The sequence below is a fragment of the Salinicola halophyticus genome (assembly GCF_003206695.1).
GTDB lineage: Bacteria > Pseudomonadota > Gammaproteobacteria > Pseudomonadales > Halomonadaceae > Salinicola > Salinicola halophyticus.
Genome location: NZ_PZJN01000003.1, coordinates 439,636 through 461,732 on the forward strand (window position 1 = coordinate 439,636; position 22,097 = coordinate 461,732).

General features: G+C 63.5%; 15 protein-coding genes. 6 read left to right on the top strand and 9 right to left on the bottom strand.

Annotated elements, in window-relative coordinates:
- Window positions 1–49: 49 nt before the first annotated feature.
- From DOM58_RS04180 to DOM58_RS04190, 3 genes are all read right to left on the bottom strand, one after another.
- On the bottom strand, window positions 50–952 hold the full coding sequence (locus DOM58_RS04180) for a transglutaminase family protein (RefSeq protein ID WP_110691862.1): 903 nt from the start codon (window positions 950–952) through the stop codon (window positions 50–52).
- Between the two features lie 58 nt (window positions 953–1,010).
- Window positions 1,011–3,506 carry a circularly permuted type 2 ATP-grasp protein gene (locus tag DOM58_RS04185; RefSeq protein WP_157957484.1) on the bottom strand — a complete coding sequence of 832 codons (2,496 nt, stop codon included), beginning with the start codon at window positions 3,504–3,506 and terminating at the stop codon, window positions 1,011–1,013.
- Between the two features lie 263 nt (window positions 3,507–3,769).
- Window positions 3,770–7,180: a transglutaminase family protein gene (locus DOM58_RS04190; RefSeq protein ID WP_110691864.1), complete on the bottom strand. Its 3,411-nt coding sequence runs from the start codon at window positions 7,178–7,180 to the stop codon at window positions 3,770–3,772.
- A gap of 291 nt (window positions 7,181–7,471) precedes the next feature.
- On the opposite strand from DOM58_RS04190, the gene DOM58_RS04195 reads away from it, so the two are divergent.
- Both DOM58_RS04195 and DOM58_RS04200 read left to right on the top strand, forming a co-directional pair.
- On the top strand, window positions 7,472–8,926 hold the full coding sequence (locus DOM58_RS04195; RefSeq protein WP_110691865.1) for a circularly permuted type 2 ATP-grasp protein: 1,455 nt from the start codon (window positions 7,472–7,474) through the stop codon (window positions 8,924–8,926).
- Window positions 8,927–8,930: 4 nt separating this feature from the next.
- The gene (locus tag DOM58_RS04200; protein WP_110691866.1) at window positions 8,931–9,929 is read left to right on the top strand and encodes an alpha-E domain-containing protein; all 999 of its coding nucleotides are present in this window, start codon (window positions 8,931–8,933) and stop codon (window positions 9,927–9,929) included.
- A 195-nt stretch (window positions 9,930–10,124) separates the two neighbouring features.
- Here the strand turns inward: DOM58_RS04200 and DOM58_RS04205 are convergent, their stop codons facing one another.
- From DOM58_RS04205 to DOM58_RS04215, 3 genes are all read right to left on the bottom strand, one after another.
- Entirely contained in the window at window positions 10,125–11,201 is a 1,077-nt protein-coding gene (locus DOM58_RS04205) for a zinc-binding metallopeptidase family protein (RefSeq protein WP_110691867.1), read from the bottom strand.
- Window positions 11,202–11,287: 86 nt separating this feature from the next.
- Complete coding sequence (locus tag DOM58_RS04210; protein WP_110691868.1) at window positions 11,288–11,728, bottom strand: hypothetical protein; 441 nt, start codon at window positions 11,726–11,728, stop codon at window positions 11,288–11,290.
- 166 nt (window positions 11,729–11,894) lie between these two features.
- Complete coding sequence (locus tag DOM58_RS04215; RefSeq protein ID WP_075562389.1) at window positions 11,895–12,500, bottom strand: Yip1 family protein; 606 nt, start codon at window positions 12,498–12,500, stop codon at window positions 11,895–11,897.
- 371 nt (window positions 12,501–12,871) lie between these two features.
- On the opposite strand from DOM58_RS04215, the gene DOM58_RS04220 reads away from it, so the two are divergent.
- Complete coding sequence (locus tag DOM58_RS04220; RefSeq protein ID WP_110691869.1) at window positions 12,872–14,581, top strand: proline--tRNA ligase; 1,710 nt, start codon at window positions 12,872–12,874, stop codon at window positions 14,579–14,581.
- A 15-nt stretch (window positions 14,582–14,596) separates the two neighbouring features.
- A complete protein-coding gene (locus DOM58_RS04225) occupies window positions 14,597–15,232 on the top strand; it encodes a lytic transglycosylase domain-containing protein (RefSeq protein WP_245392145.1) in 636 nt (211 codons plus the stop codon).
- 17 nt (window positions 15,233–15,249) lie between these two features.
- Here the strand turns inward: DOM58_RS04225 and DOM58_RS04230 are convergent, their stop codons facing one another.
- Together DOM58_RS04230 and rfaH are read right to left on the bottom strand one after the other, a co-directional pair.
- On the bottom strand, window positions 15,250–15,765 hold the full coding sequence (locus DOM58_RS04230; protein ID WP_110691870.1) for an FKBP-type peptidyl-prolyl cis-trans isomerase: 516 nt from the start codon (window positions 15,763–15,765) through the stop codon (window positions 15,250–15,252).
- A 149-nt stretch (window positions 15,766–15,914) separates the two neighbouring features.
- Window positions 15,915–16,451 (bottom strand): transcription/translation regulatory transformer protein RfaH, encoded by a 537-nt coding sequence (gene rfaH, locus DOM58_RS04235; RefSeq protein WP_110691871.1) that lies wholly within the window; start codon window positions 16,449–16,451, stop codon window positions 15,915–15,917.
- A gap of 247 nt (window positions 16,452–16,698) precedes the next feature.
- On the opposite strand from rfaH, the gene DOM58_RS04240 reads away from it, so the two are divergent.
- The gene (locus tag DOM58_RS04240; RefSeq protein ID WP_110691872.1) at window positions 16,699–18,129 is read left to right on the top strand and encodes an AmpG family muropeptide MFS transporter; all 1,431 of its coding nucleotides are present in this window, start codon (window positions 16,699–16,701) and stop codon (window positions 18,127–18,129) included.
- Window positions 18,130–18,220: 91 nt separating this feature from the next.
- Here DOM58_RS04240 and DOM58_RS04245 read toward each other — a convergent pair whose 3' ends face one another.
- Window positions 18,221–20,041, bottom strand: a complete 1,821-nt coding sequence (locus tag DOM58_RS04245; RefSeq protein ID WP_110691873.1) for an SEC-C domain-containing protein — start codon at window positions 20,039–20,041, stop codon at window positions 18,221–18,223.
- Window positions 20,042–20,161: 120 nt separating this feature from the next.
- Between DOM58_RS04245 and DOM58_RS04250 the strand changes: the two genes are divergently transcribed.
- Window positions 20,162–22,075 (top strand): hypothetical protein, encoded by a 1,914-nt coding sequence (locus DOM58_RS04250; RefSeq protein WP_110691874.1) that lies wholly within the window; start codon window positions 20,162–20,164, stop codon window positions 22,073–22,075.
- The last annotated feature ends 22 nt before the right edge of the window (window positions 22,076–22,097 follow it).

Sequence of the window (22,097 nt, forward strand, 5' to 3'; positions counted from 1 at the left end):
GCGGTCTGACCGGACGGCGGCTGGCCGGGGACAGCAGCTGAACGATGGGTCAGATGCCGTTCAACGCGCCCTGTCGCGAGCCCTCGTCGCCATCGCCGATCGGCGCGACGTCCACGGCGACCTCGAGCTCATGCACGCCGCCACCGTTCATGATGCCTTTGAGAGGTGGCACGTCGCCGTAATCTCTTCCCCATCCCAGCACCAGATGACGCTCGCCGGGCAGATTGCCGTTGGTCGGATCGTATTCCAGCCAACCCCAGTTCGGGACATGGACCGCGACCCAGGCATGCGACGCGTCGGCGCCGATCAGCCGGGGGCGCCCCGGCGGCGGCAGCGTTTCCAGATAGCCGCTGACGTAGCGGGCGGCAAGGCCCAGCGAGCGCAGGCTGCCGATCATCAGATGCGCGAAATCCTGGCACACGCCGCGCCGCGCCCGGAGAACCTCCCGCACCGGCGTCGCCAGCGTCGAGAACTCGGGATCGTAGGTGAACGTCTCGAAGATCCTGCGGTTGAGATCCCCCACCGCCTCGAGTAACGGGCGACCGGGCGGAAAGCTGGAGATCGCGAACGCTCGCAGCGCCGATTCCCGCATGATGAACGGCGAATCGAGTTGAAATTGGCGAAGCTCAGGCAATCGAGGGGCATGGCTCGCGGCCGACTGCCAATCCTTGTCGACCTCGCTCGGTGGCAGCGGGCGCCCCTGGGTCTGAAGTGCGGTCGAGGCGGTGACCGACAATGCCAGATGGATCTCCTGAACGCTGAAACGCGTCACTCGATTACCGAAGAAATCAGCGCGTTCGCTGACGACCGCCGGGCGCGGCTCGATCGTAAGCTCAGTGGTCTCGATCTTCTGCCAAGGCAATACCCGAGGCGTGAGGCGCGCCTCGTTGTGACACAGCGAGACAGGCGAGGCGTAGTCATAGCGAGTCGTATGGCGAACGCGGTAGCGCATGCTGAAATCCTGTGACGAGCGAGCCGAAGAACCATGCCCAGAGCAACGGGCAGCGTATTTATTGCGCCTGCATGGGAACCAGCTGGCGCGGCGCCTCGACGTGACTGAAATGGCTATGCTCGATGGCCAGCGACAACCTTTCGAGCGGCGCGGTCAGGGCATCGAGCAGTTCCGACAGCGCGCTTTTGGCCTCGGCGTCGTCGTCCAGTCTCGCCAGCAGCGCCAGATCGGCCAGGTGCAACGCCGAACGAGCCTTGATCAGCAGCCTTGCTTCATCGCTGCGATACGGCGTGTTGCTCGGCTGGGGCAGACGTTCGATCTGACGTTCCAGGCGCTTGAACATGTAGCCCACGGAGCGCGGGTTGGCCTCGTCGAACAGCAGCAGATCGAGAATGGCCGCCGGATGCAGCTCACTGCGGTAACGTCTTCGATAGGCGGTGGCGTTATCCGTCGTCGTCAGCACCACGTCCCACAGCGACTCGCCGGCATGCGCCGAATCGATCAATGCCAGCCGCAACAGCCTCAAGGTCGCCAGTGCTCGCTCGAGAAAACGTCCGATATCCATGAAACGCCAACCGAAGTGGTGCGGCATGGTCTCGTTGCACAGACCGAAGAAAGCCGCCAGCTGAGTGATCAGCGTCTCGACCGATCGCCGGCCCTGATCGATCCCGGCGTAGGGCAATCGCGCCGACTCCTGACGGAGCTGATTGAAGACGCGCCAGGCATCGTCACCGAGATGGTCACGCACGGCGCGACAGTTGTTGACCATGCGCGAGATCAGCATCGGCAGACCACCGTCCCGGCTCTCCTGAAACAGCGCCAGCAGCCGCTCTCGATGCGCGACGAACGGTTCCACCGGCAATGCATCGGGCGACGCGGAATCGGGCTCCATCAGATGCAGCAGATCGATCAGCGTTTCATCCGCCAGCCCTTCCTGATCCTGTTCCAGTAGCCGATAGAGGGCCTCGCGCAGCAGTCGAGACCGTCCCTCGAGTCGCTCGCCGTAGCGCCCCACCCAGAACAGGCTATCGGCAACACGACTCGGCAGATCGGCACCATCGCGCGTCACCACCAGCGGCTGACGCGAACGCCGCAACCGACTGACATGCGGCTGCGGTTGATCCGCGGTGATCCAGACGTCCTTGACGCACTGGCTGGATCGCATCGCGCTGCCCGGGGCGCCCTGCCAGGCAACGCCGCCGGGCATGGTTTCGTAAGCCCTGAAACGATAGTCGGCGTCGAAGACCGCCTGGGTGAAGCAACGCACATTGAAAGACAGTGGTGTCAGCTCGGCGCAGTCGCGACTGAAAAACGGCGCGGTAGCCGCCTCCAGCAGCTGCTGGGCGACGTAACGATCCGGGTGGGCGACGATGGACTGGCGCAGCTGGCTGGCCGCCTCCTCGCTCAGATCGGCCACCGAGATCAAAACCGATCCTTCATCCAGAGATTGGAAAGCGAGCGTCTCGAATCCGGCCATCGCCCAGGCCATCCCGTCCGGCTGGCCGCACCAGTGCCGCTCGACCCCCTCGATCTGCAACGTTTCGCCGAGCAGTCGCTCGCACAGAATAGGCAGGTGCGCCGCGATCAATGGATGCTCCAGCCCGCCCACGCCCGGGGGGTTAGCCACACCGACGCCACCGGCGCGAATCGCCTCGAGCAAGCCAGGCACGCCGATCAGCGAGTCGCCGCGCAGTTCCAGCGGGTCGCTCCAGGCATCGCCGATGTGACGCAACAATACGTCCACCGGCTGAAGGCCACCCAGCGTACGCATCCACACACGCGAATCGCGCACCACCAGATCGCTGCCCTCGACGAGGGCCAGATTGAGGTAGTTGGCCAGGTATGCATGTTCGAAATGACTGTCATGCCCGGGGCCCGGCGCCAGCAACGCGATGGTGGGGTGATCGAAATTGAGGCGTGACAACGATGAGAGGGAGTGGTGCTGGGCGCTCAGAAAGCCCGCCAGCCGTCTCAGCGGCGCCCGGCGATAGAGATCCGGCAGCGCGCGAGCCATGGCGATGCGATTTTCCAGCGCGAAGCCCACGCCCGAAGGCGACTGGACACGATCGGCCAGCACTCGCCAGTGGCCGCGCGCATCGCGGGTCAGATCCACACCGTGCAACAGCAGACCGGGATCGTCTTCGCTCAACAGCTGATCGCAGGGGAGCAGAAAAGCAGGATTGGCATAGAGCGCATCGGCCGGCAGCACGCCCTCCGCCAGCATCCGACGTGGCCCGTAGATATCCTTGAGCACGGCGGCCAGCAACCGGCTGCGCTGGCGCAAGCCCTGTTCGAGTTGCTGCCACTCCTGAGGCGAGATCACCAACGGCAGTGGATCCAGCCACCACTGACGCCGGCTGCCGGCTTCGTCGTTGGGAAGATTGTAGGTCACGCCGTTTTCGTGCAGCAGATGCTGCACTTCGTCGGCTCGCTGTACCAGCGCCTCCCGCCCCAGTTGGGCCAATTGATGCAACAGTGGCAGCCAACGCTGGCGCACCGAGCCATCGCTGGCAATCAACGCATCGTGAGCGCTACCGGGGGCGTAGCTTTCCAACCAGGGAGTCCGAAGCGTTTCGCTCGCCACCATCGTATTTTATCTGCGTATGCGCCGGGGTTCCTTCCCAGCGGCCGGTCATCACCGGGCTCCTGCCGGTGCCATGGGGCTCGACGAGATCGTCGGTTCCCCTATTCATCCAAAGGGCGTTACTCATCACAGCAACGCCATGTTCATCAAAAGAACGCCATGCTCGGCAAAAGAACGCCACGCCGCCGGTTCCACGGACGACGCCCTTCTATCGGCCGCCATCATATCCCGGTTTAGCCATGGCGCGAGTCGATTTCCGTTCCGCGTTCGCGCAGATCGAGCGTGAACGGATAATCGCGACTGACGTTCAGCTCGGGCACATCGTGGACACCCTGGCGATGACCATGAGCCACGAACCGGGCCAGACGCCGTGCCTCCGCCTCATTGGCATTGACCGGAAAGCGCTCGAAATTGCGTCCGCCCGGGTGCGACACGTGATAGCTGCAGCCACCGATCGAACGCCGATTCCAGGTATCGACGATATCGAACACCAGCGGCGCATGAACCGGTATCCGTGGATGCAGCGCGGACGGTGGCTGCCAGGCGCGGTAACGCACTCCGCCCACGGCTTCATCGTTACGATCCGTGGCCCTCAGCGGCACACGATGCCCGTTGCAGGTCACGACATACCGATTCCCGCTCATACCGCTGACCCTGACTTGCAGTCGCTCCACTGAGGAGTCCACATAGCGCGACGTTCCACCACCGGAAGCCTCTTCGCCGAGCACGTGCCAGGGTTCGATCGCCTGGCGGAGTTCGAGTTCGAGCCCCTGATACTGGACGCGACCCAGTACCGGGCAGCGAAACGCCAGAAACGGCGCGAACCACTCGAGCGCGAAAGTCATCCCCTCATTGGCGAGATCGCCCAGCACTTCCTCGAGATCGCGCCAGAGATAGTGCGGCAGCATCCAGCGGTCGTGCAGCGCAGTGCCCCAACGGACCAGATTGCCGTACGCCGGCCGATCCCAGAAGCGCGCGACCAGCGCGCGGATCAGCAAACCCTGCATCAGGCTCATGCGCGGGTGCGGCGGCATCTCGAAGCCCCGCAGCTCGAGCAGGCCGAGCCTTCCGGTGTCGCTGTCCGGCGAATAGAGCTTGTCGATGCAGAATTCCGCGCGATGGGTATTACCGGTGAGATCGGTCAGCAGATGCCGGAAAAGTCGATCCACCAGCCAGGGCTGCGCGGTCTCCTCTCGCTCCAGCTGCGCCAGCGCGATTTCGAGTTCATGCAGCGACTCATGGCGTGCCTCGTCCACGCGTGGCGCCTGACTGGTCGGGCCGACGAAAAGCCCCGAGAACAGATAGGAGAGCGCCGGGTGGCGCTGCCAGTAGCTGACCAGACTGCCGAGCAAAGCCGGGCGTCGCAGGAACGGCGAATCCGCGGGCGTGGCGCCGCCCAGGGTGACGTGATTGCCGCCACCGGTGCCGGTATGACGACCATCGAGCATGAACTTTTCGGCGCCGAGACGGGTTTGCCGGGCCTCTTCGTAGACCGTTTCGGTCTGTGCCACCAGGCCTGACCAGCTTTCGGCCGGCATGATATTGACCTCGATCACGCCGGGGTCCGGGGTGATCATGAACTGCTTGAGGCGCGGATCGGCGGGCGGCGGATAGCCCTCGACGACCACCGGCATCTCGAGCATGGCGGCGGTCTGCTCGATGGCCGCGATCAGTTCGAGATAGTGCTCGAGCCGGGTCACCGGCGGTACGAAGACATGGAGCTGGCCGGCGCGCGTTTCCAGACACAGGCTGGTGTTGATGGTCTCGGGCTGATCGTTGATCGAACCGGGCCGGTCGCTGACCGCTTCATCGACGACCGCCGGCCCCGCCGATCCGGGCCGGCGTCCACCGCTCAAGGCGTTGTAGGGCAGGCTCTCGGCACTCTCGCGCTGCGCACCCGCGGGGCCCGCCTCGACGGCCTGGCGCACGGCCTGGTAGCGTCGTGTCACCCCGGCATGTGAATCTTCGAGCGCAACCGATGGCGCCCACAATGAACGCTGCTGATCGACGTCGCCAAACGCTACCTGTGGCAGTGACGACAACGGCAATCTCAAGCCCATGGGCGAGTCGCCGGGAATCAGATAGAGATGATCGCGGCGCAGCGGCCATTCGCCGCTCTGCCAACCGTGCAATCTCGGTGCGTAACGCAGGGGTAGCGCGTAGCCGACCACGCTCCCGAGGCCACGCTCCAGCAGCTGCGCCAGACGCCGACGCTCTTCATCGTCATCGAGATCGTGCTGACGCGGGTCGACGTCCAGCGCCAGGGTCTGCTCGCGCCACAGATAGTAAAAGGCGTCTTCGTATCCGGGCAGCAGGTGATTCGCGTTGACACCCAGATGCTCGGCCAGGGCCTCGCCGAAGCGCAGCGCGTCCCCGGCATCGTGGCCGGGTTGAGCGCCGTCGTCGGCCAGCCAGCGCTCGTCATGCCATACGGGTTGACCGTCCCGGCGCCAGTAACAGGCCAGTGCCCAGCGTGGCAGCGGTTCGCCGGGGTACCACTTGCCCTGCCGGTAGTGCAGCAGACCGCCCGGGGCGAAGGCGCGCCGCAACCGCTTGAGCAGCTCGCCGGAAAGCCGGCGCTTGGTCGGGCCCTGGGCGGCAGTGTTCCACTCGTCGGCCTCCATGTCGTCGGTCGACACGAAGGTCGGCTCGCCGCCCATGGTCAGACGGACATCACCGGCGCTCAGGCGACGATCGACCTGCTCGCCGAGACGCTCGATCGCTTGCCACTGATCGTCGCTATAGGGCCGGGTGACACGTGGATCCTCGTGGATCCGCTCGACGCTCATCGAAAAATCGAACGTCACCTCGCACTCGTCGGAGTAACCGACGATCGGCGAGGCGCTGGTCGGCTCCGGCGTCGCCGCCAACGGGATATGCCCTTCCCCGGCCAATAGACCGGAAGTCGGGTCGAGACCGATCCAGCCCGCGCCGGGCACGAAGACCTCGGCCCAGGCATGGAGATCGGTAAAGTCGGTTTCGGTCCCGGAGGGCCCATCCAGCGCCTTGACGTCGGCCGTCAACTGAATCAGGTAACCCGAGACGAAACGCGCCGCCAGGCCGAGATGACGCGCGATCTGCACCAGCAGCCAGGCAGAATCCCGACACGAACCCAGCGCCTTCTCCAGCGTCTCCTCGGCACTCTGGACGCCCGCTTCCATGCGCACCAGATAACCGATGTCCTGCTGCAGGCGCTGGTTGAGCATTACCAGAAAATCGGCAATACCGCGCTCGTCTCTGGGCACCGCCGCCAGCCAGGCCAGCAGGCGTTCACCGCGCTCGCCGATCTCGAGATAAGGCGCCAGTTCCTTGCGCAGTGCCGGCGGATAGGCGAACGGATAATTCTCGGCGTAGCTCTCGACGAAGAAATCGAACGGATTGATCACCGTCATCGGCGCGATCACCTCGACCGCCACGTCGAGACGCGTCACCGGCTCCGGGAAGACCACGCGGGCGATGAAGTTACCGAAGGGGTCCTGCTGCCAGCTCAGAAATTGCGGCTTGGCCGAAATCTCAAGCGAATAGGCTTCGATCGGCGTGCGGCAGTGCGGCGCCGGCCGCAGTCGGATCAGATGCGGCGACAGATGAACCGGCCGGTCGAAGACGTAGGAGGTACGATGAGACAGCGCAACACGTAGGGTCATGGCAATCTCTTGGCTCGATTGACGATCTTGTTGTGGGTATTCACGGGCACGATTGAGCAAATTCAGGCTATCAGCGTAGGCGTTCAGCGTGACACCCGCATACGCTTCTCACTATGCTGAAGACGGAACGTTCGACGACGGCCTGGCGGACAGCGACATAGGCCGAGTCACAACGACCGAATTCTTCCATACCCGTCTCTATATACGTCCATATAAACGGTTTTGCCGCAACGGGCGACGCGACAACACCCAAAAAAGCGTCTTCGACCCCGCAGACAGGAGTGTTCTCCCATGGGCAATGTGGATTGGAAGCAGTACCCGAGCCAGCACTTCTACGACGAACTACTCGATGACAATGGTTCGCCGCGCGATGCGGCCAAGCCGCTATGCGACATGCTTTCGAGCTTTACGGCCAAGGAACTCGATGAACGCAAGATCGCGGCGGAAGTCGCCATCCGGACCATGGGCATCACTTTCACCGTCTACTCAGAGGGCAGCACCATCGACCGGGCCTGGCCGTTCGATATCGTGCCGCGCATCATCCCGGCCAACGAGTGGCGAGCCGTGGAGGCCGGCCTCAAGCAGCGCGTCGATGCGCTGAATCTGTTCATCGACGACCTCTACCATGACCAGAAAGTCATCAAGGATGGCGTGTTTCCCGAGGAGGTGCTGGCGCAGTCGGTCAACTTCCGCCCGCAGTGCATGGGGATCAATCCGCCCCACGGCGTCTGGGCGCACATCTGCGGCTCCGATCTGGTTCGCGACGGCAACGGCACGCTCTACGTGCTCGAGGACAATCTTCGCGTTCCTTCCGGCGTCTCCTACATGCTCGAGAACCGCAACGTGACCAAGCGGGTTCTCCCCGAGCTGTTCGAGACCGGTCGCATTCTGCCGCTGGATGACTACCCTGCCCAGCTCTACGACATGCTGGCGAGCATGTCGCCGCGTCACCATGACGAGCCCCAGATCGTGGTGCTGACGCCGGGCATCTACAACTCGGCCTATTACGAACACGCCTATCTCGCCCAGCAGATGGGCGTGGAACTGGTACAGGGTTCCGATCTGACGGTGGACGACGACGATGTCGTGCATATGCACACCGTCGATGGCCTCAAACGCGTCGACGTGATCTACCGCCGCGTCGACGACCTGTTTCTGGATCCGGAGGCGTTCATTCCGGATTCCATGCTCGGCACGCCGGGGCTGATGCGAGCCTGGCGCGCGGGCAAGGTCGCTCTGACCAATGCTCCAGGCGCCGGCGTCGCGGATGACAAGGTCGTCTACGCCTTTGTGCCTCAGCTGATCCGGTACTATCTCGATCAGGAACCGCTGATTCCCAATGTTCCCAGCTATCTCTGCATGTTCGAGGACGATCGCCGCTACGTGCTCGAGCATCTCGACGAGCTGGTGGTCAAGCCGGCCAACGAGTCCGGTGGCTACGGCATGCTGATCGGCCCGCGCGCCACCGACGAGGAACGCCGGGAATTCGCCAGACGTATCGAAGCCGACCCTCGCAACTACATGGCTCAACCTACGCTTGCGCTCTCTACCGCGCCGACGCTGTTCGACGGCACGCCGGAGCCCCGCCATGTCGACCTGAGACCTTTCATCCTTTCCGGCCCCGAGACGCACGTCACCATGGGCGGCTTGACGCGCGTGGCACTGGTGAAGGACTCGCTGGTGGTCAACTCCTCCCAGGGCGGCGGGAGCAAGGACACCTGGATCGTCGAAACCGAGGGGGAGTGAAATCATGCTGTCACGAGTTGCCGAGAACCTATACTGGCTGGCCCGCTACCTCGAACGCGCCGAAGACACCGCCCGGCTGATCAGCGTCAACAGCAATCTGCTGCTCGACATGCCGGGCAAGGCGGCACTGAGCTGGTCGACGCTGATCGATATCACCGGTAGCGGCGAGGTGTTCGATGCCCTCTTCGAGGAGCGTAACGAACGCAACGTGGTGGATTTTCTGTGCCTGTCCCGCGAACACGACAGTTCGATTTTATCGTCGATGGCCAACGCTCGGGAAAATCTACGCACGACCCGCGATGTGGTCCCGAGGGAGATCTGGGAAGAGATCAATCACTGCTATCTCGAAATCAGCGAACAGACGCTCACTGGATTGAAACCCCGTAGCCGCGACAGTTTTCTGAAGAGCGTGACGCGTGCCTGTCAGACGCTGACCGGGTTGATCGAAGGAACGCTGAGCCATACCGAAGCGCGCACCTTCCTGTCACTGGGTCGGCATCTCGAACGCGCCGACATGACAACCCGCATCATCGATGTGCGCTCCAACAATCTGCTGCCACGCAATCCGGAAGAACTGATTCCCTTCGAGCATCTGCAATGGATGAGCGTGCTCAAGTCACTGACTGCCTATCAGATGTACCGTCAGCAGGTGAGGTTACGCGTCCGCGGGCCCGATGTGCTGCGCTTCCTGTTGCAGAACCACGCCCTGCCTCGCTCCGTGCTGCGCAGTCTGGAAGAGGTCAGCTGGGAGCTGGAGTCGCTCCCTCATCACGATCGACCGCTGGCCGTTGCCACCTTGATCCGCGCCGAAGTCGCCGAGGCGGACGTTCAGGCGCTGGCCCGCGCACCGGAACAGCTGCACCGGCTGATCGATGAATTCCAGATCGGCTTCAACAACCTTCACGAAGCCATTGCCAGTGCCTATTTCGCGGTGAGCGAGCGGCCGGTGATGGCGGCGCAAAGCCAGGAGCAGTCAGCGTTCGTTGACGATGACGAGGATTGAACCGGCTTGATCGGACAGCGGAGCCAGGAGCCAGGAGCCAAGAGCCAAGAGCCAAGAGCCAAGAGCGTGACAGTGGAAACCGGGTGACGGGCTCCGCCACCCGATTCCGACATCGTTACGTCTCCACGGGCTTGTCCTGCGTGGCTTCGGGACGTATTTCGAACGTGATGGCGGGCGTTACTTCAGAATCGCCAGCTAGCGGAGCGAATCCGCGGAAGCGGCACCTAGCGATACGACCTGGTGGATGTATTCGAGCTTGTCGCGAATCGCCGGGGTGATGACCAGCGGCACCATATCGAGCATTCCCATTTCGCGATTGAGTTCGTTGAGTACCAGGCCCACCTGCTGATAGGACAGGATCATGCCATTGATGCCGCCATCGTTGGCTGCCCGCCGCATTCCCAGATTTTCCGCGGTATCCAGTACCGCGACGATATCCAGATAGGCAGCAAAGGTCTCGGCGAAATCTTCCCACGCATGCATGGTGGCATAAGCCGATACGTGAGACCTGGCCCAGTCCGGTGCCGGCCCTTGCTCATAATAGCGCTCCAGTGCTTCGGCGTAGGTCGGGTCTTCATGATTGCCGAAGACAGCGCGACTGGCATCCTCATCCTGACCCTTGACCAGCAGATCCCAGTAGTAGTGGCCGATCTCATGTCGAAAATGGCCGATCAAGGTTCGATGAGACTCGTTCATGTCGACGCGCAGACGTTCGCGCTCGGCATCGTCGGTCTCCATCAGGTTGATCGTGATCAGACCCTGGGCATGGCCGGTGTAAACCTTCTCGGTACTGCCGGTGGAGCGCCAAAGCCCCGCATCCGGCAGAGCGTCGGCCATGAACGCGAAACTCAGCGGCAGCGGCGAATCGTCCTGCGGGGAAGGATGTGGCAGGCCGATCAGGTCCAGCGTGTAGAACAACCGGCGCTTGGCGGCCTCGAGCGCTGCCCAGCGCTCACGGTGCCCTTCGATCGACAGGTCGGGAATGACCGCGTTGTGACGACAGCAATCGCAGAGCCCGGCGTAGGCCGCATGATCAGCTGGAGTCTGCATCCGGTTGCAGACGTTTTCGCTGGCATAGTTGAAACATTTCACCAGCGCCGTGCCGCAGCTGGCATTGGCGCAGCGATAGCCGACTTCGTTGTCCGGCAGCATCGCGGCGATGGCATGGCAAACGGGACACCAGCCGACCTCGGCATCGCACACCACACACTGAGTGTTATCGAAGAAAAGCCGACTTGGCGGATTACAGTGATGGCATTCAAAGGTACGCATGACCAATCTCCCTATCAGCAGACGCACGACACCGTCGACGACGGTGTATCCACAGGCCCAGTCTTTGTCAGCAGATTACGTTTTCCTCACGAATCGGCGACGTGTCGATAGTCGAATTCGAGTCGATCGTCGAACGCCAGCGTCGACAGCGCTTGATCCAGGGTCGCGACCCGCTCAACGACGACAGTGCGAGAATCGTCATCGAGATTCCGACCGGTTCGGGTTTCGATCATCGCCATCAAGGAATCAGCGCTCAACTGGCCATCGTAGTGCACCCGATCGATCGAGGCGTCGTGAGACCCCGGGAGATAGATCGTATTGTTGGAGAAGTCCACCGCATAGGCGATCACGCCGGGGACGATGAACAGCAGCAGGCCCAGACCATCGGCAATGGCTACGCCGGGATCGACACGTCCCTGAAGCTGGCCCTTGCGCTCCGGATAGAAAAGTGTGCCGCAGCCGGTGAGAGATAGCATCAAGCCGGCCACGACAGCGCCAGCCATCAAGCGTCGAAAACGAGGTTGCATTGCAGGGTTCCAGTGACATGTAGGTAACGCGAGGTAACCTAATCCATCAGCCGACGACAAGTCCAGACGACAAGTCCAGACGACAAGTCCAGACGACATGCGCAGACGAGACATCGAGGATGACGCCCGCACTTCAGGTACGGGCGCCGGCAGAGCCGCCTTTGAATCAGACCAGCGACGCGCCATAGCCCCAAAGCAATACGGTGATCGCCAGCAGCGCTTCCAGCACCAGCACGCCAATAGCCAGCGCGGCGCTCGAGGCGCGCATGCCCTCGTGCTGATCGATAGCCAGGAAGGACGGCAGGCCCGCATAGACGAGATAGGCCGTGTAGCAGAGCCCGGCGATGCCCGCCAACAGGCACAGCCACACCAGCGGATAGAGGGCCACCACGCCACTCAGGAACATCGGTGTCGCCATGTAGCCCGCGAACACGACGCAGTGGTTGAGATCCGGGCGTTCCGGATAGCGACGTGCCAGCCAATGGATCACATTACCCATCAACCAGATGGCGCCCAGAATCAGCGCATAGAAGATGATAGCCAGCAGCACCGCGGTCGTCGGCGAGACGCTGACGGTCTTTGCCAGCCCGTCTTCGGTGGTTCCGAAGTGCCAGCCCACCACCGTGGTGCCGATGAAAGCGCAGACGACCGGGATGGCGGCCATCAGCAGCACGTGGGAGCCGTAGAAATGCGAGATGGTTTCGTTCTCGCCACGGATCTGCTGCCATTCGCGGTTGGGATGCGTGAGCAGTCCCCAGACGTGATGAATCATGACACACCTCCCGCCGCCGCGGGCCGCCTACGACGGGTTTGCGATGGTGTCCTGCTCCGCTCGTCTGTTCCGACGATGCCGGACGCGGCCCTGACTCTCACTATAGGAAAGATCGCGAGATAGAAAAGATCGCATGAGTGGAAAGAGTGATATCAAAGAGCGATATCAGAGACCGATATCAAAGACTGCAGACGAGAGGCCGCGGCGGTCCGATACCATCGAGGCGTTCGCGAATGCTTTTTGGCAGTCGCCCTTTCCTGCCTGCAGTTCGCATCTCTATACTGGCGGCCCGACGAATCACTGCCGATCACGTCATATCGAGCATATGCCGCGTTCCGCTTGACGCTGATGAATACAGGAAAGAACACCCCATGCGTGCCAGCCAACTACAGATCTCGACCCTCAAGGAAACGCCCGCCGACGCGGAGATCGTCAGCCACCAGCTGATGCTGCGTGCCGGCATGATCCGTCGCCTGACCTCGGGACTCTATACCTGGTTGCCGGTCGGCGTGAGAACGTTACGCAAGGTCGAACGCATCGTTCGCGAGGAGATGGATCGGGCGGGCGCGCAGGAAGTGTTGATGCCGGCTGTCCAGCCCGCCGAGCTGTGGCAGGAATCCGGCCGCTGGGACGAGTACGGCCCCGAGCTGCTGCGTCTCAAGGATCGTCATCAGCGCGACTACTGCGTCGGCCCGACGCATGAAGAAGTCATCACCGATCTGGTGCGGCGCGAAATCAGCAGCTACAAGCAGCTGCCGACCAACTTCTATCAGGTCCAGACCAAGTTCCGCGACGAGATCCGGCCGCGTTTCGGCGTGATGCGCTCGCGCGAATTCATCATGAAGGACGCCTATTCGTTCGACAGCGATGAAGACGGCCTCAAGGCGTCCTATCAGCGCATGTACGACGCCTACGTCCGCATCTTCACCCGCCTGGGCCTCGACTTCCGTCCGGTGCTGGCCGACAACGGCTCCATTGGCGGCACCGGTTCGCACGAGTTTCATGTGCTGGCCGATTCTGGCGAAGACGCCGTGGTGTTCTCCACCGGCTCCGACTACGCCGCCAATATCGAGAAGGCCGAGGCGCTGCCGCCCCGGGGCGCCGAGCGTGCCGCGCCCCAGGAAACGCTGCGTCAGGTTCCCACGCCGGGCGTTCGCACCATCGCCGCGCTGGTCGAAGGCTTCGATCTACCGATCGAGAAGACCGTCAAGACGTTGATCGTCCACGCTGCCGACGGCGGCCTGATCGCGCTGATGGTGCGCGGCGATCATCAGCTCAACGAGATCAAGGCCGAGAACCTCGAGGGCGTCGCGGCGCCGTTGGCCATGGCCAGTGAAGAGGAAATTCGGGCCGCCATCGGCGCCGGCCCCGGCTCGCTGGGTCCGATCAAGCTGCCGATGCCGCTGATCATCGACCACAGTGTCGCCCTAATGAGCGACTTCGGTGCTGGCGCCAACGTCGACGACCAGCATCTGTTCGGGATCAACTGGGAGCGTGATCTGCCGCTGCCCGAGGTCGCCGACCTGCGTAACGTGGTCGAGGGCGATCCGTCACCCGACGGTCAGGGCACGCTTTCGATCACCCGAGGCATCGAAGTCGGCCACGTCTTCCAGCTCGGCCAGAAGTATTCCAGGGCCATGAATGCCACCGTGCTCGACGACGGCGGTCAGCCGGCGACGCTGTGGATGGGCTGTTACGGGATCGGCATCACTCGCGTGGTGGCAGCCGCCATCGAGCAGAATCACGACGCCGGCGGGATCATCTGGCCCGACGCCATTGCGCCCTTCCGGCTGGCGATCGTGCCGATGAACGCCCACAAGTCGGACCGGGTGCGCGAAACCGCCGACAAGCTTTACCAGGAGCTGACGGATGCCGGTATCGACGTGCTGCTGGATGATCGCGACCTGCGTCCCGGCGTCAAGTTTGCCGACCAGGAGCTGATGGGCATTCCCCACCGTCTGGTCATCGGTGATCGTGGGCTGGATAACGGCGAGCTGGAGTACAAGGGGCGCCGCGACAGCGAAGTCACGATGGTGGCGCTGGATAATCTCCGAGCGTTCCTGGACACCCGCTTCGCCTGATCGGTCGACAGAGTGATGACTCGGCTTTCCGCCATTCCGGTGACGGCGATCTGGCTCGTCGTCGCCGGGCTGCCGAGCGCCGACATGGCGCTGGCACAGTCGATCGCGCCTGCCAAGCAATCCGATGAAGCGGGGGAACCCCCGTCTCAGGATCTGCTGGATGCGCTGTCTCGCGCCATGGCTGCACCCGACGGTTTCGAGGATGCCTTCGACGCTCAGGTGTGGCTGCTGGACATGCAGTCGCGCCTGGCCAGACGCCAACCCCAGGCCTACCCCTCCCGCCGCGCCCGGCTGGCGCTGCTCGAGCGCATTCACGCCGAAGCTCGACGGGCTCAGCTGCCGCCGGAGCTGGTATTGGCGTTGATCGATGTGGAGAGCCGCTTCCAACCGAACGCGGTCTCGTCGGCCGGCGCGCTGGGGCTGATGCAGGTGATGCCGTTCTGGAAAGCCGAGATCGGCCGAACGCAGGACGACCTCCACGATATCGATACCAATCTGCGCTACGGCTGTACCATCCTGGCTCACTATCTCGACCGCGAAAACGGCGACTGGACCCACGCCCTGGCCCGCTACAACGGCAGCCTGGGTCGCACGATTTATCCGGAACTGGTGATGCAGGCGTGGTTCACGCGCTGGTGGGTGGAGCGCTGAACAGCATCGCAGCCTCGCTACTGCTTGCGGTCTTCGACCTCGGTATGTGACGTCCCCGGTGGCAACGGGTGGCCCTTTGCCAGCTCGGCCCGCGTCGCCTCGCGCACCTCCAGAATCTCGATCTCGTAGGTCAGCGTCTCTCCCGCCAGCGGATGGTTGGCATCCACGGTAATCCGCGACTCGTCGACGGCGACCAACGTCACCGTTCGCGGGCCGTCCGGCCCTTGCGCCTGAAAGCGCTGGCCGGCCTCGAGCCTCTGGTCTTCCGGAAACGACGAACGAGGGCTGTCGCTGACCAGCGCCTCGTCGCGTTCGCCATAGGTATCGGCGGGCGCGAGAGTCGCGCTCAACCGCGCCCCGGGGCCGTGAGTGGCCAGTACCGCCTCCAGCGCTGGAAACAGATTGCCATGCCCATGCAGGTATTCGAGTGGTTGCTGGCGCGCGCGCGAATCGTCGAGCGTGCGGCCGTTTGCATCCAGCAGGGCATAGTGAAGGGTCGCGACGCGGGACGGCTCGATGACGAGCTGGCTCATGATGACTCCAGACAGAGGATGGATTCAGTGCGGTTGAAGGATGAGATCGACCCGATACGCCGATAAACGGTGCTTAGAACGCATTCGAGTGCACGACTGAAAGGCTCGGTGAAAAGCCTCTTTGCTCGGTGAAAAGCCCCTTTGAAAAACTACGAGGTGTGCTTGCGCAAGGCGTCGACCGGTACCTCGAGGCGCTGGGTCTGCTGCAGCAGATTGAGCAGCACGATGGCGCGCTCTTCGCCTTTCTGCGCCTCGAAGACGGCCTGCAGGGCACGAAACGGCCCGTCGGTGATCTCGACGATATCGCCCTGGCGATAGTAGACGTTGGCGCGGTCGCGGCTGTCGTCGGCAGCGACGCGATCGCGTAGCGTCTCGACCAGCGCGTCCTGCACGAACACTGGTTCCTGACCGAAGCTGACCAACCGCAGGACGCCGCGGGTGGAGCGAATCGGTCGCCAGTTACTGGCGATACGGTCGAGACGAATGAACAGATAGTGGGGAAACAGCGGCTCGGCCACCCAGGCCAGTTTGCCGCGCCGGCGTTTCTGCACCTCGAGCACCGGGTGAAATACCTCGTAGCCCTGATTGTCGAGATGTTCGCTGGCACGAAACGACTCGCCGCCCTTGCACTGGATCACGTACCAGCGGGGTAGCGATTCACCATCCTGCGTCGATTCATTGGCCATCGGTAGTAATCCCTTCCTGCTCGTCGCTATTGGACTCAGCCACTGGACTCAGCTGCCAATCACAGCTGCCAACAAAGATAATGTCAGTCGTCGCCCATCGTTCCGGGGTCACCATGCCTCATCGCGATGATGGCTCGGGATAGTTCTTTCAGGATAGATTCGAGCCAGACGTGACAGGCCATCTAGAGTACCATTTTCGACCCGACTCGTCCGCCCGCGGCGGGTCGATCCGGTTTTGGGAGGTTGCATGCAACGCGAGCCACGTGACTGGCTGACATCCTTGCGCGTCTATCTGCGGGCGCCGGTCGTGACCCTGCTATTTCTGGGATTTTCCGCCGGGCTGCCCTACCTGCTGGTGTTCTCGACCCTCACCGCCTGGCTCGAGGACAGCGGCGTCGAAGTGGCCGCCATCGGCTTTTTCAGCTGGGTGGGGCTGCTCTATTCGATCAAGCTGTTCTGGGCACCGATCGTCGATCGCGTGAGGCTGCCTTTGATCGGCCGCTTCCTGGGCCAGCGGCGCAGCTGGATGCTGCTGGGTCAGACGCTGATCGCCGCCGGGCTGGTGGGGTTGTCCGGGCTCGATCCCGCCGGCCACCTGCCACTGGTGGCCGCTTTCGCCCTGCTCACCGCCTTCGGTGCAGCCACTCAGGACATCGTCATCGACGCCTATCGCATCGAATCCGGCGAAGCGTCCATCCAGGCCGCCATGGCTTCGACCTATATCATCGGTTACCGCATCGGCATCGTGATGGCGGGTGCCGGCGCGCTCTACATCGCCGACGCCGCATCCTGGGCAATCGCCTACCTGAGCATGGCGATTCTGGTGAGCGTCGGCATGATCACGGTGCTGGTTCGCCCCGAACCGCCGCGCCCGCAGAGCCTCACCGTGGTGCTGTTTCATCCGCGCGTAAAACGGTTTCTGCGCCATAGTCGCGATCGCCGCCACTGGCAGCGCCAGACCGGCGTCTGGCTGATCGCCGCGGTGATCTGTCCGATCAGTGATTTCTTTCAGCGCTACGGTCGCCTGGCGCTGTGGCTGCTGGTCTTCATCGGTCTCTACCGGATCAGCGATATCTCGATGGCGGCGATGGCCAACCCGCTCTATCTGAGCCTGGGCTTCACCAAGAGCGACATCGCCAGCGTCACCAAGGTCTTCGGCGTGCTGATGACCATCGGCGGGGGCGTTCTCGGCGGGCTGCTGGTGGTTCGCTACGGCATCGGCCGCATGCTGATCGTGGGCGCGCTGACCGTGGCGCTGACCAATCTGCTGTTCTCCCTGCTGGCCATCGGCGGCGACAGTCTGGCGCTGCTGATCGTGGCCATCACCGGTGACAATCTTGCCAACGGTCTCGCCAGCACGGTGTTCATCGCCTTCCTGTCGAGCCTGACATCACGTACCTACACCGCGACCCAGTACGCGCTGTTCTCGTCGTTGATGACGCTACCCGGCAAGTTCATCGGCGGGTTCTCCGGGGTGGTGGTAGCCGACGTCGGCTATGCCAGCTTCTTCGGGATCGTCTGCCTGCTGGGTCTGCCGGCCGTAGCGCTGGCATGGTGGCTGAACCGACGCCTGCCGACGCTCGGCCCGGATCGTGACGAAAACAGTGAAGAGAACGAGCGGGACGCCGAATCAGGCACCACCGAACACAACGACCGCGAGCCCGCCAGCTTGCGCTGACGGGCTCGCGAAATGTCAGACTCGTGGGTGTCGGACTTGTGGACATCGGGCCGCCAATCACCGGCGGCGGCCCGAGGCAGTCGAGGTCGAATCAGGCCAGTGATCGGCGCTGCTGCGAGAGCCAGTCCAGGGCGCCGTCGGAGGCGACCCACTGGTCTCGCATCAATTGGCGATACTGCCACGCTTCGGCGCGGGTGCCCGGCTCCGGCATGTCTTCTCCCAGTCGCGCCGGGCGTGGCCTGTCTTCGCACAGCACCGGCAGAATATAGGGATTGGAGGAACACACTTCCCGCAGCACGCCGAGGGCGTCGTCGTGACGAGACAGCCGATAGAGCGCCAGCACGCGACCCATCTGCACCCCCAGCATCTCGGTGCCTTCCGGGCCCTGTTCACTGACCGCCAGCGCCTGCTCGTCACGCCCTTCGCGCAGCAGCTGATCGATCACCAGTTCCCGCAGGCCCAAGCTGTCCTCTTCGTCCAGCGCCAGCAGACGCTGCGCCAGCTTCCGTGCTTCCTGACCTGCGCCACGCTCCATGCCGATGACCAGCGCCAGACCGGTTCTCAGCAGCGTGGCATTGTCGGCATCGTGCCAGGAGAAGCTGCCGCCGGCGTCCTCGAGCTGGTTGAGCCAGAAACCGTAGCGTTCGGCCAGCGGCGTGAAGAAAGTATCGACCATCCACGGCAGACTGCCGAAGCGGCTGGCCAGTGCCAGGGTCAGCGCCTGCATCACCCGGGGCGCATCGAGCCACTCGGGATTGGCACATAGCGCCTGCAGCCACTGCGGTGCCGTCACCCAGGGATCGCCTAGAAACCCGAGCGCGGCATCTTCGTCGATCTCGACCTCGCAAGCCTCGGCCCAGCCGCGGTAGAGCGACGCCTCGCGAGCGCTGGGTTCGTACAGCAGCGCGCGTTCGTCGGAATGCGAGAGCTCCAGTCGCGGCGGGCGCTGCTGGGTATGCAGCAGCGCCTGCAGCGCCGTCAACGGGCCGGACAGCACTTGCTCGGAGTGGATCACCTGTTCCGCCAGCGCCGCCTGGGGATCGTCGGCGAGTTCGGCAATGAACTCGAGCTGATCCGGATCCAGATGGTGCTGACGCGACAGCCGCCGCCACCAGAACGCCGCCCGCTGCCGCGCCTTGCCAATATTGCCTTCGTGGAGCAACACCATCGCTTCGATGTAAGCCAGCGACGGCGAATCCGGCAGGGTCCGCTGGGCACTCTGAAACGCTTCTCGCGCGCTGGCCAGATCGCCGCTGTCCAGGTGCATCAGGCACAGCCGCTCGAGCGCCGCACCACGCAGGAAGTCCGGCCCGTCCGCCATCACTCTCTCGACCAGCGCCGCACGCTTGCGATGAAAGCCTCGCTCCTGATACAGATCGACCAGAATCTCGAAAGCCGGTTCGATTTGCTCCTGCAGCGCTTCCCAGTCGGGATCGCCCACGAACAGCGACTCCAGAATCTGCTGCGCTCGTCCATTGTTGCCGCTTTCCGCCGATACGATGCCGGCCTCCAGCAACGCCTGTGCCGGTGCCTTGCGGCTTTCCAGCGCGGCCTTCAGCGTCTCGCCGCGCCATTCGCGCAGCGACAGCATCCACATCAGGTGATCGGGTATCACGCTGGGCATCTCGACCCGTGCGCAGCAGTCACGATAGAGGCGTCCCGAATCGCACCAGCAGGGTTCGTCGCGTTTCGGCTCGGCCAGTGGCTCGGTGTCGAAGCCGCGCCGCACCAGCGGCGTCTGATTCCAGATGAGGGGGGCAAGCGCCTGAGCCAGATCGAGGCTGCCGCCGCAATGCTCGATCCCTTCACTGCGAGCCCATGCCATCATCGTCGGGTAGTGTTCATTGGCGCGAATCGCCTCGAGGGCGCCGCTGGCAAAGCCCAGCAGCTGTTCGACCCAAGCTGTCAGCATGGCATTCCTCCGTTTTCTGGCCCTATCCTAGCATGCCGGCCCAGAGCGCTGGCGAGTGCCGGCATGGGGTGATAATTTAGCCGCCGCCAGCCCAATCGCCGTCAATAAAGAGAAGCGCCCGTGCTCTTGCCGATTCCGTTTCGCCGCCCGTCGCCGTCGGTCGCCAGCGATACCCCGCAGGTGCGACTCGAACGCGAGGGTCGCGACGAAATTCGTCGGATCACGGCGGCGGTCGAAAAAGTCCCGTGGACCATCAGTCTGATGCAGATCCTGTGGACTGCGGGGCCGGTGACCCTGCTCGGCGCCTGGGGCGGCTACCTGCTGGGCTACGGCAAGGCGCCGACGCTCGAGAACTACATCTTCTTCATTTCGTTTACGGTCATCACCGGTGCCGCCGGGATCATGGCCAATTTGCTGCACCAGCTGACAGGCGGGCGCCGGCTGGAACGCACCTCGAGTCGTATCGAGCGGGTCATCAAGACGCTGCCGGAACTGCTGCTGGCCACTCGCAACCTGATCGTCGAGAGCCTCGAAGGCGATGCCCGGCGTCGTGAAGCGGCCGCAATGTTGCTGCGCAAGCAGGATCTGTCACCGGAAGGGGTCGAACTGGCGGCACTGGAACTGCTCGACGACCGTGACAGCGCTCGCCTGATCGGCCAGATCGACGTCTATCGACGGGTCGGTCTCCACGCCCGAGTCAGCGATCTGGTCGAGATCTACCGCGACGATATCGAGCCACGTTTCACCGAACTCTACGACCTGGCGCCTGCCGCGATCACGCTGCTGCGGGATCGCTTCGAGGGCCATGCCCCGGACCCGCGATACGGCGTGCCGCGAGACGAACACTTCATCGAGCGCGTCATGGCCTCGATCGAGCACGACAACGATCTGCTGATGACGCTACAGGACGTCGAGGAGATGGTGATTCTGGCGTTCGAACTGATCAGCGGACGGGAAATCCCGGTACTGTCATTCGAATACCGCGGCCGCTGGAAGCTGGCTCGGGCCTTCGACAGCCTGGAAGAAGCCCGGGCTCGACATCGGATCGCCCAGGCCACCGGTCTCTCGCGCCTGAAGGCGCTGAACACCTATCTCGTCGAGCATTCGGTGACGCCGCTCGCCGAAAGCGTTTCCGGCCAGCGCGCCGACGCCCTGCTGGCCCACAGCGTTGCCGCCATCGATGAGCTGAGCGAACAGACGCATGCGCTGTCCCATGCCATCCATACCGGACGCAGCGACGATCGTCAGACACTGCGCCGCCAGGCGGAAGTACTGACCAACGCGATCAAGCTCTACAAGAGCGTGTCCAGTGCCTACGACGAAGTCGGCCGCAGCCACGCCCATCGACTGCGCATGGCCCAGCGCTGGGAAGCAGTCAGTGCCGATCTTTCCGATAGCACTACCCGCCTGCGCCTGGGCCCGGGGCGGCGCGGCCTGCGCATTCGCGAAAGCAAGATCGCTTTAAACGACGAAGCCAAGGCGGTGGTCTGCAAGCATCTCGGCCGTCATCTCGAGAAGGCCAACATCGGCACGCTGCGCGAGCGGCTGCGCCAAGTCGGGCGAGACACCCAGCTCAGCGTCGGGGTCGAGAGCGCCAAACGCGTGGCGGTGGAAATATTCCTGGCGCTGGAGCCCCACGTGCATCTGTCGCGACCGGCGGTGCAGCGTGCCATCAACAGTACCAATGCGGCGGATTTCGGCCAGCTCGAGCCCAACCTTTCGGTAGCGGCGAAGGCAGCGATGGGCTCGGCCATGGTCCGCGAGATCGAGACCGACCTGTCGCGTACCGCGGAGTCGCTGGCGCTGGCGCTGGTCAGGCACTACCGCGTCGCGCTGGAACCGGAGGCGATGGCATTCCTGCAGCGCCAGTACGGCGCGCGGGAAGCCACGCTGCAGATGCTGACCAACGTCAATCTGGATCGCGCCGAGACAGCCAACGTCAGCTACCTGAGCATGGCACCGCCGGCCGTGGGTACGCCGCATCGCCAGTGGTATCGGGCGCTGGTTCGCGCTCGCCGCCATTTGGAGAAATGATCGACGGATGTCGAATAGAAGC

Excerpts from the sequence above, each read along its gene's own strand:
- DOM58_RS04210 (WP_110691868.1), bottom strand. The coding sequence starts at position 11,728 with ATGCAACCTCGTTTTCGACGCTTGATGGCTGGCGCTGTCGTGGCCGGC.
- DOM58_RS04245 (WP_110691873.1), bottom strand. The coding sequence starts at position 20,041 with ATGCTGACAGCTTGGGTCGAACAGCTGCTGGGCTTTGCCAGCGGCGCC.
- DOM58_RS04230 (WP_110691870.1), bottom strand. The coding sequence starts at position 15,765 with ATGAGCCAGCTCGTCATCGAGCCGTCCCGCGTCGCGACCCTTCACTAT.
- DOM58_RS04200 (WP_110691866.1), top strand. The coding sequence starts at position 8,931 with ATGCTGTCACGAGTTGCCGAGAACCTATACTGGCTGGCCCGCTACCTC.
- DOM58_RS04215 (WP_075562389.1), bottom strand. The coding sequence starts at position 12,500 with ATGATTCATCACGTCTGGGGACTGCTCACGCATCCCAACCGCGAATGG.
- DOM58_RS04225 (WP_245392145.1), top strand. The coding sequence starts at position 14,597 with ATGACTCGGCTTTCCGCCATTCCGGTGACGGCGATCTGGCTCGTCGTC.
- DOM58_RS04240 (WP_110691872.1), top strand. The coding sequence starts at position 16,699 with ATGCAACGCGAGCCACGTGACTGGCTGACATCCTTGCGCGTCTATCTG.
- rfaH (WP_110691871.1), bottom strand. The coding sequence starts at position 16,451 with ATGGCCAATGAATCGACGCAGGATGGTGAATCGCTACCCCGCTGGTAC.
- DOM58_RS04180 (WP_110691862.1), bottom strand. The coding sequence starts at position 952 with ATGCGCTACCGCGTTCGCCATACGACTCGCTATGACTACGCCTCGCCT.
- DOM58_RS04190 (WP_110691864.1), bottom strand. The coding sequence starts at position 7,180 with ATGACCCTACGTGTTGCGCTGTCTCATCGTACCTCCTACGTCTTCGAC.
- DOM58_RS04205 (WP_110691867.1), bottom strand. The coding sequence starts at position 11,201 with ATGCGTACCTTTGAATGCCATCACTGTAATCCGCCAAGTCGGCTTTTC.
- DOM58_RS04195 (WP_110691865.1), top strand. The coding sequence starts at position 7,472 with ATGGGCAATGTGGATTGGAAGCAGTACCCGAGCCAGCACTTCTACGAC.
- DOM58_RS04220 (WP_110691869.1), top strand. The coding sequence starts at position 12,872 with ATGCGTGCCAGCCAACTACAGATCTCGACCCTCAAGGAAACGCCCGCC.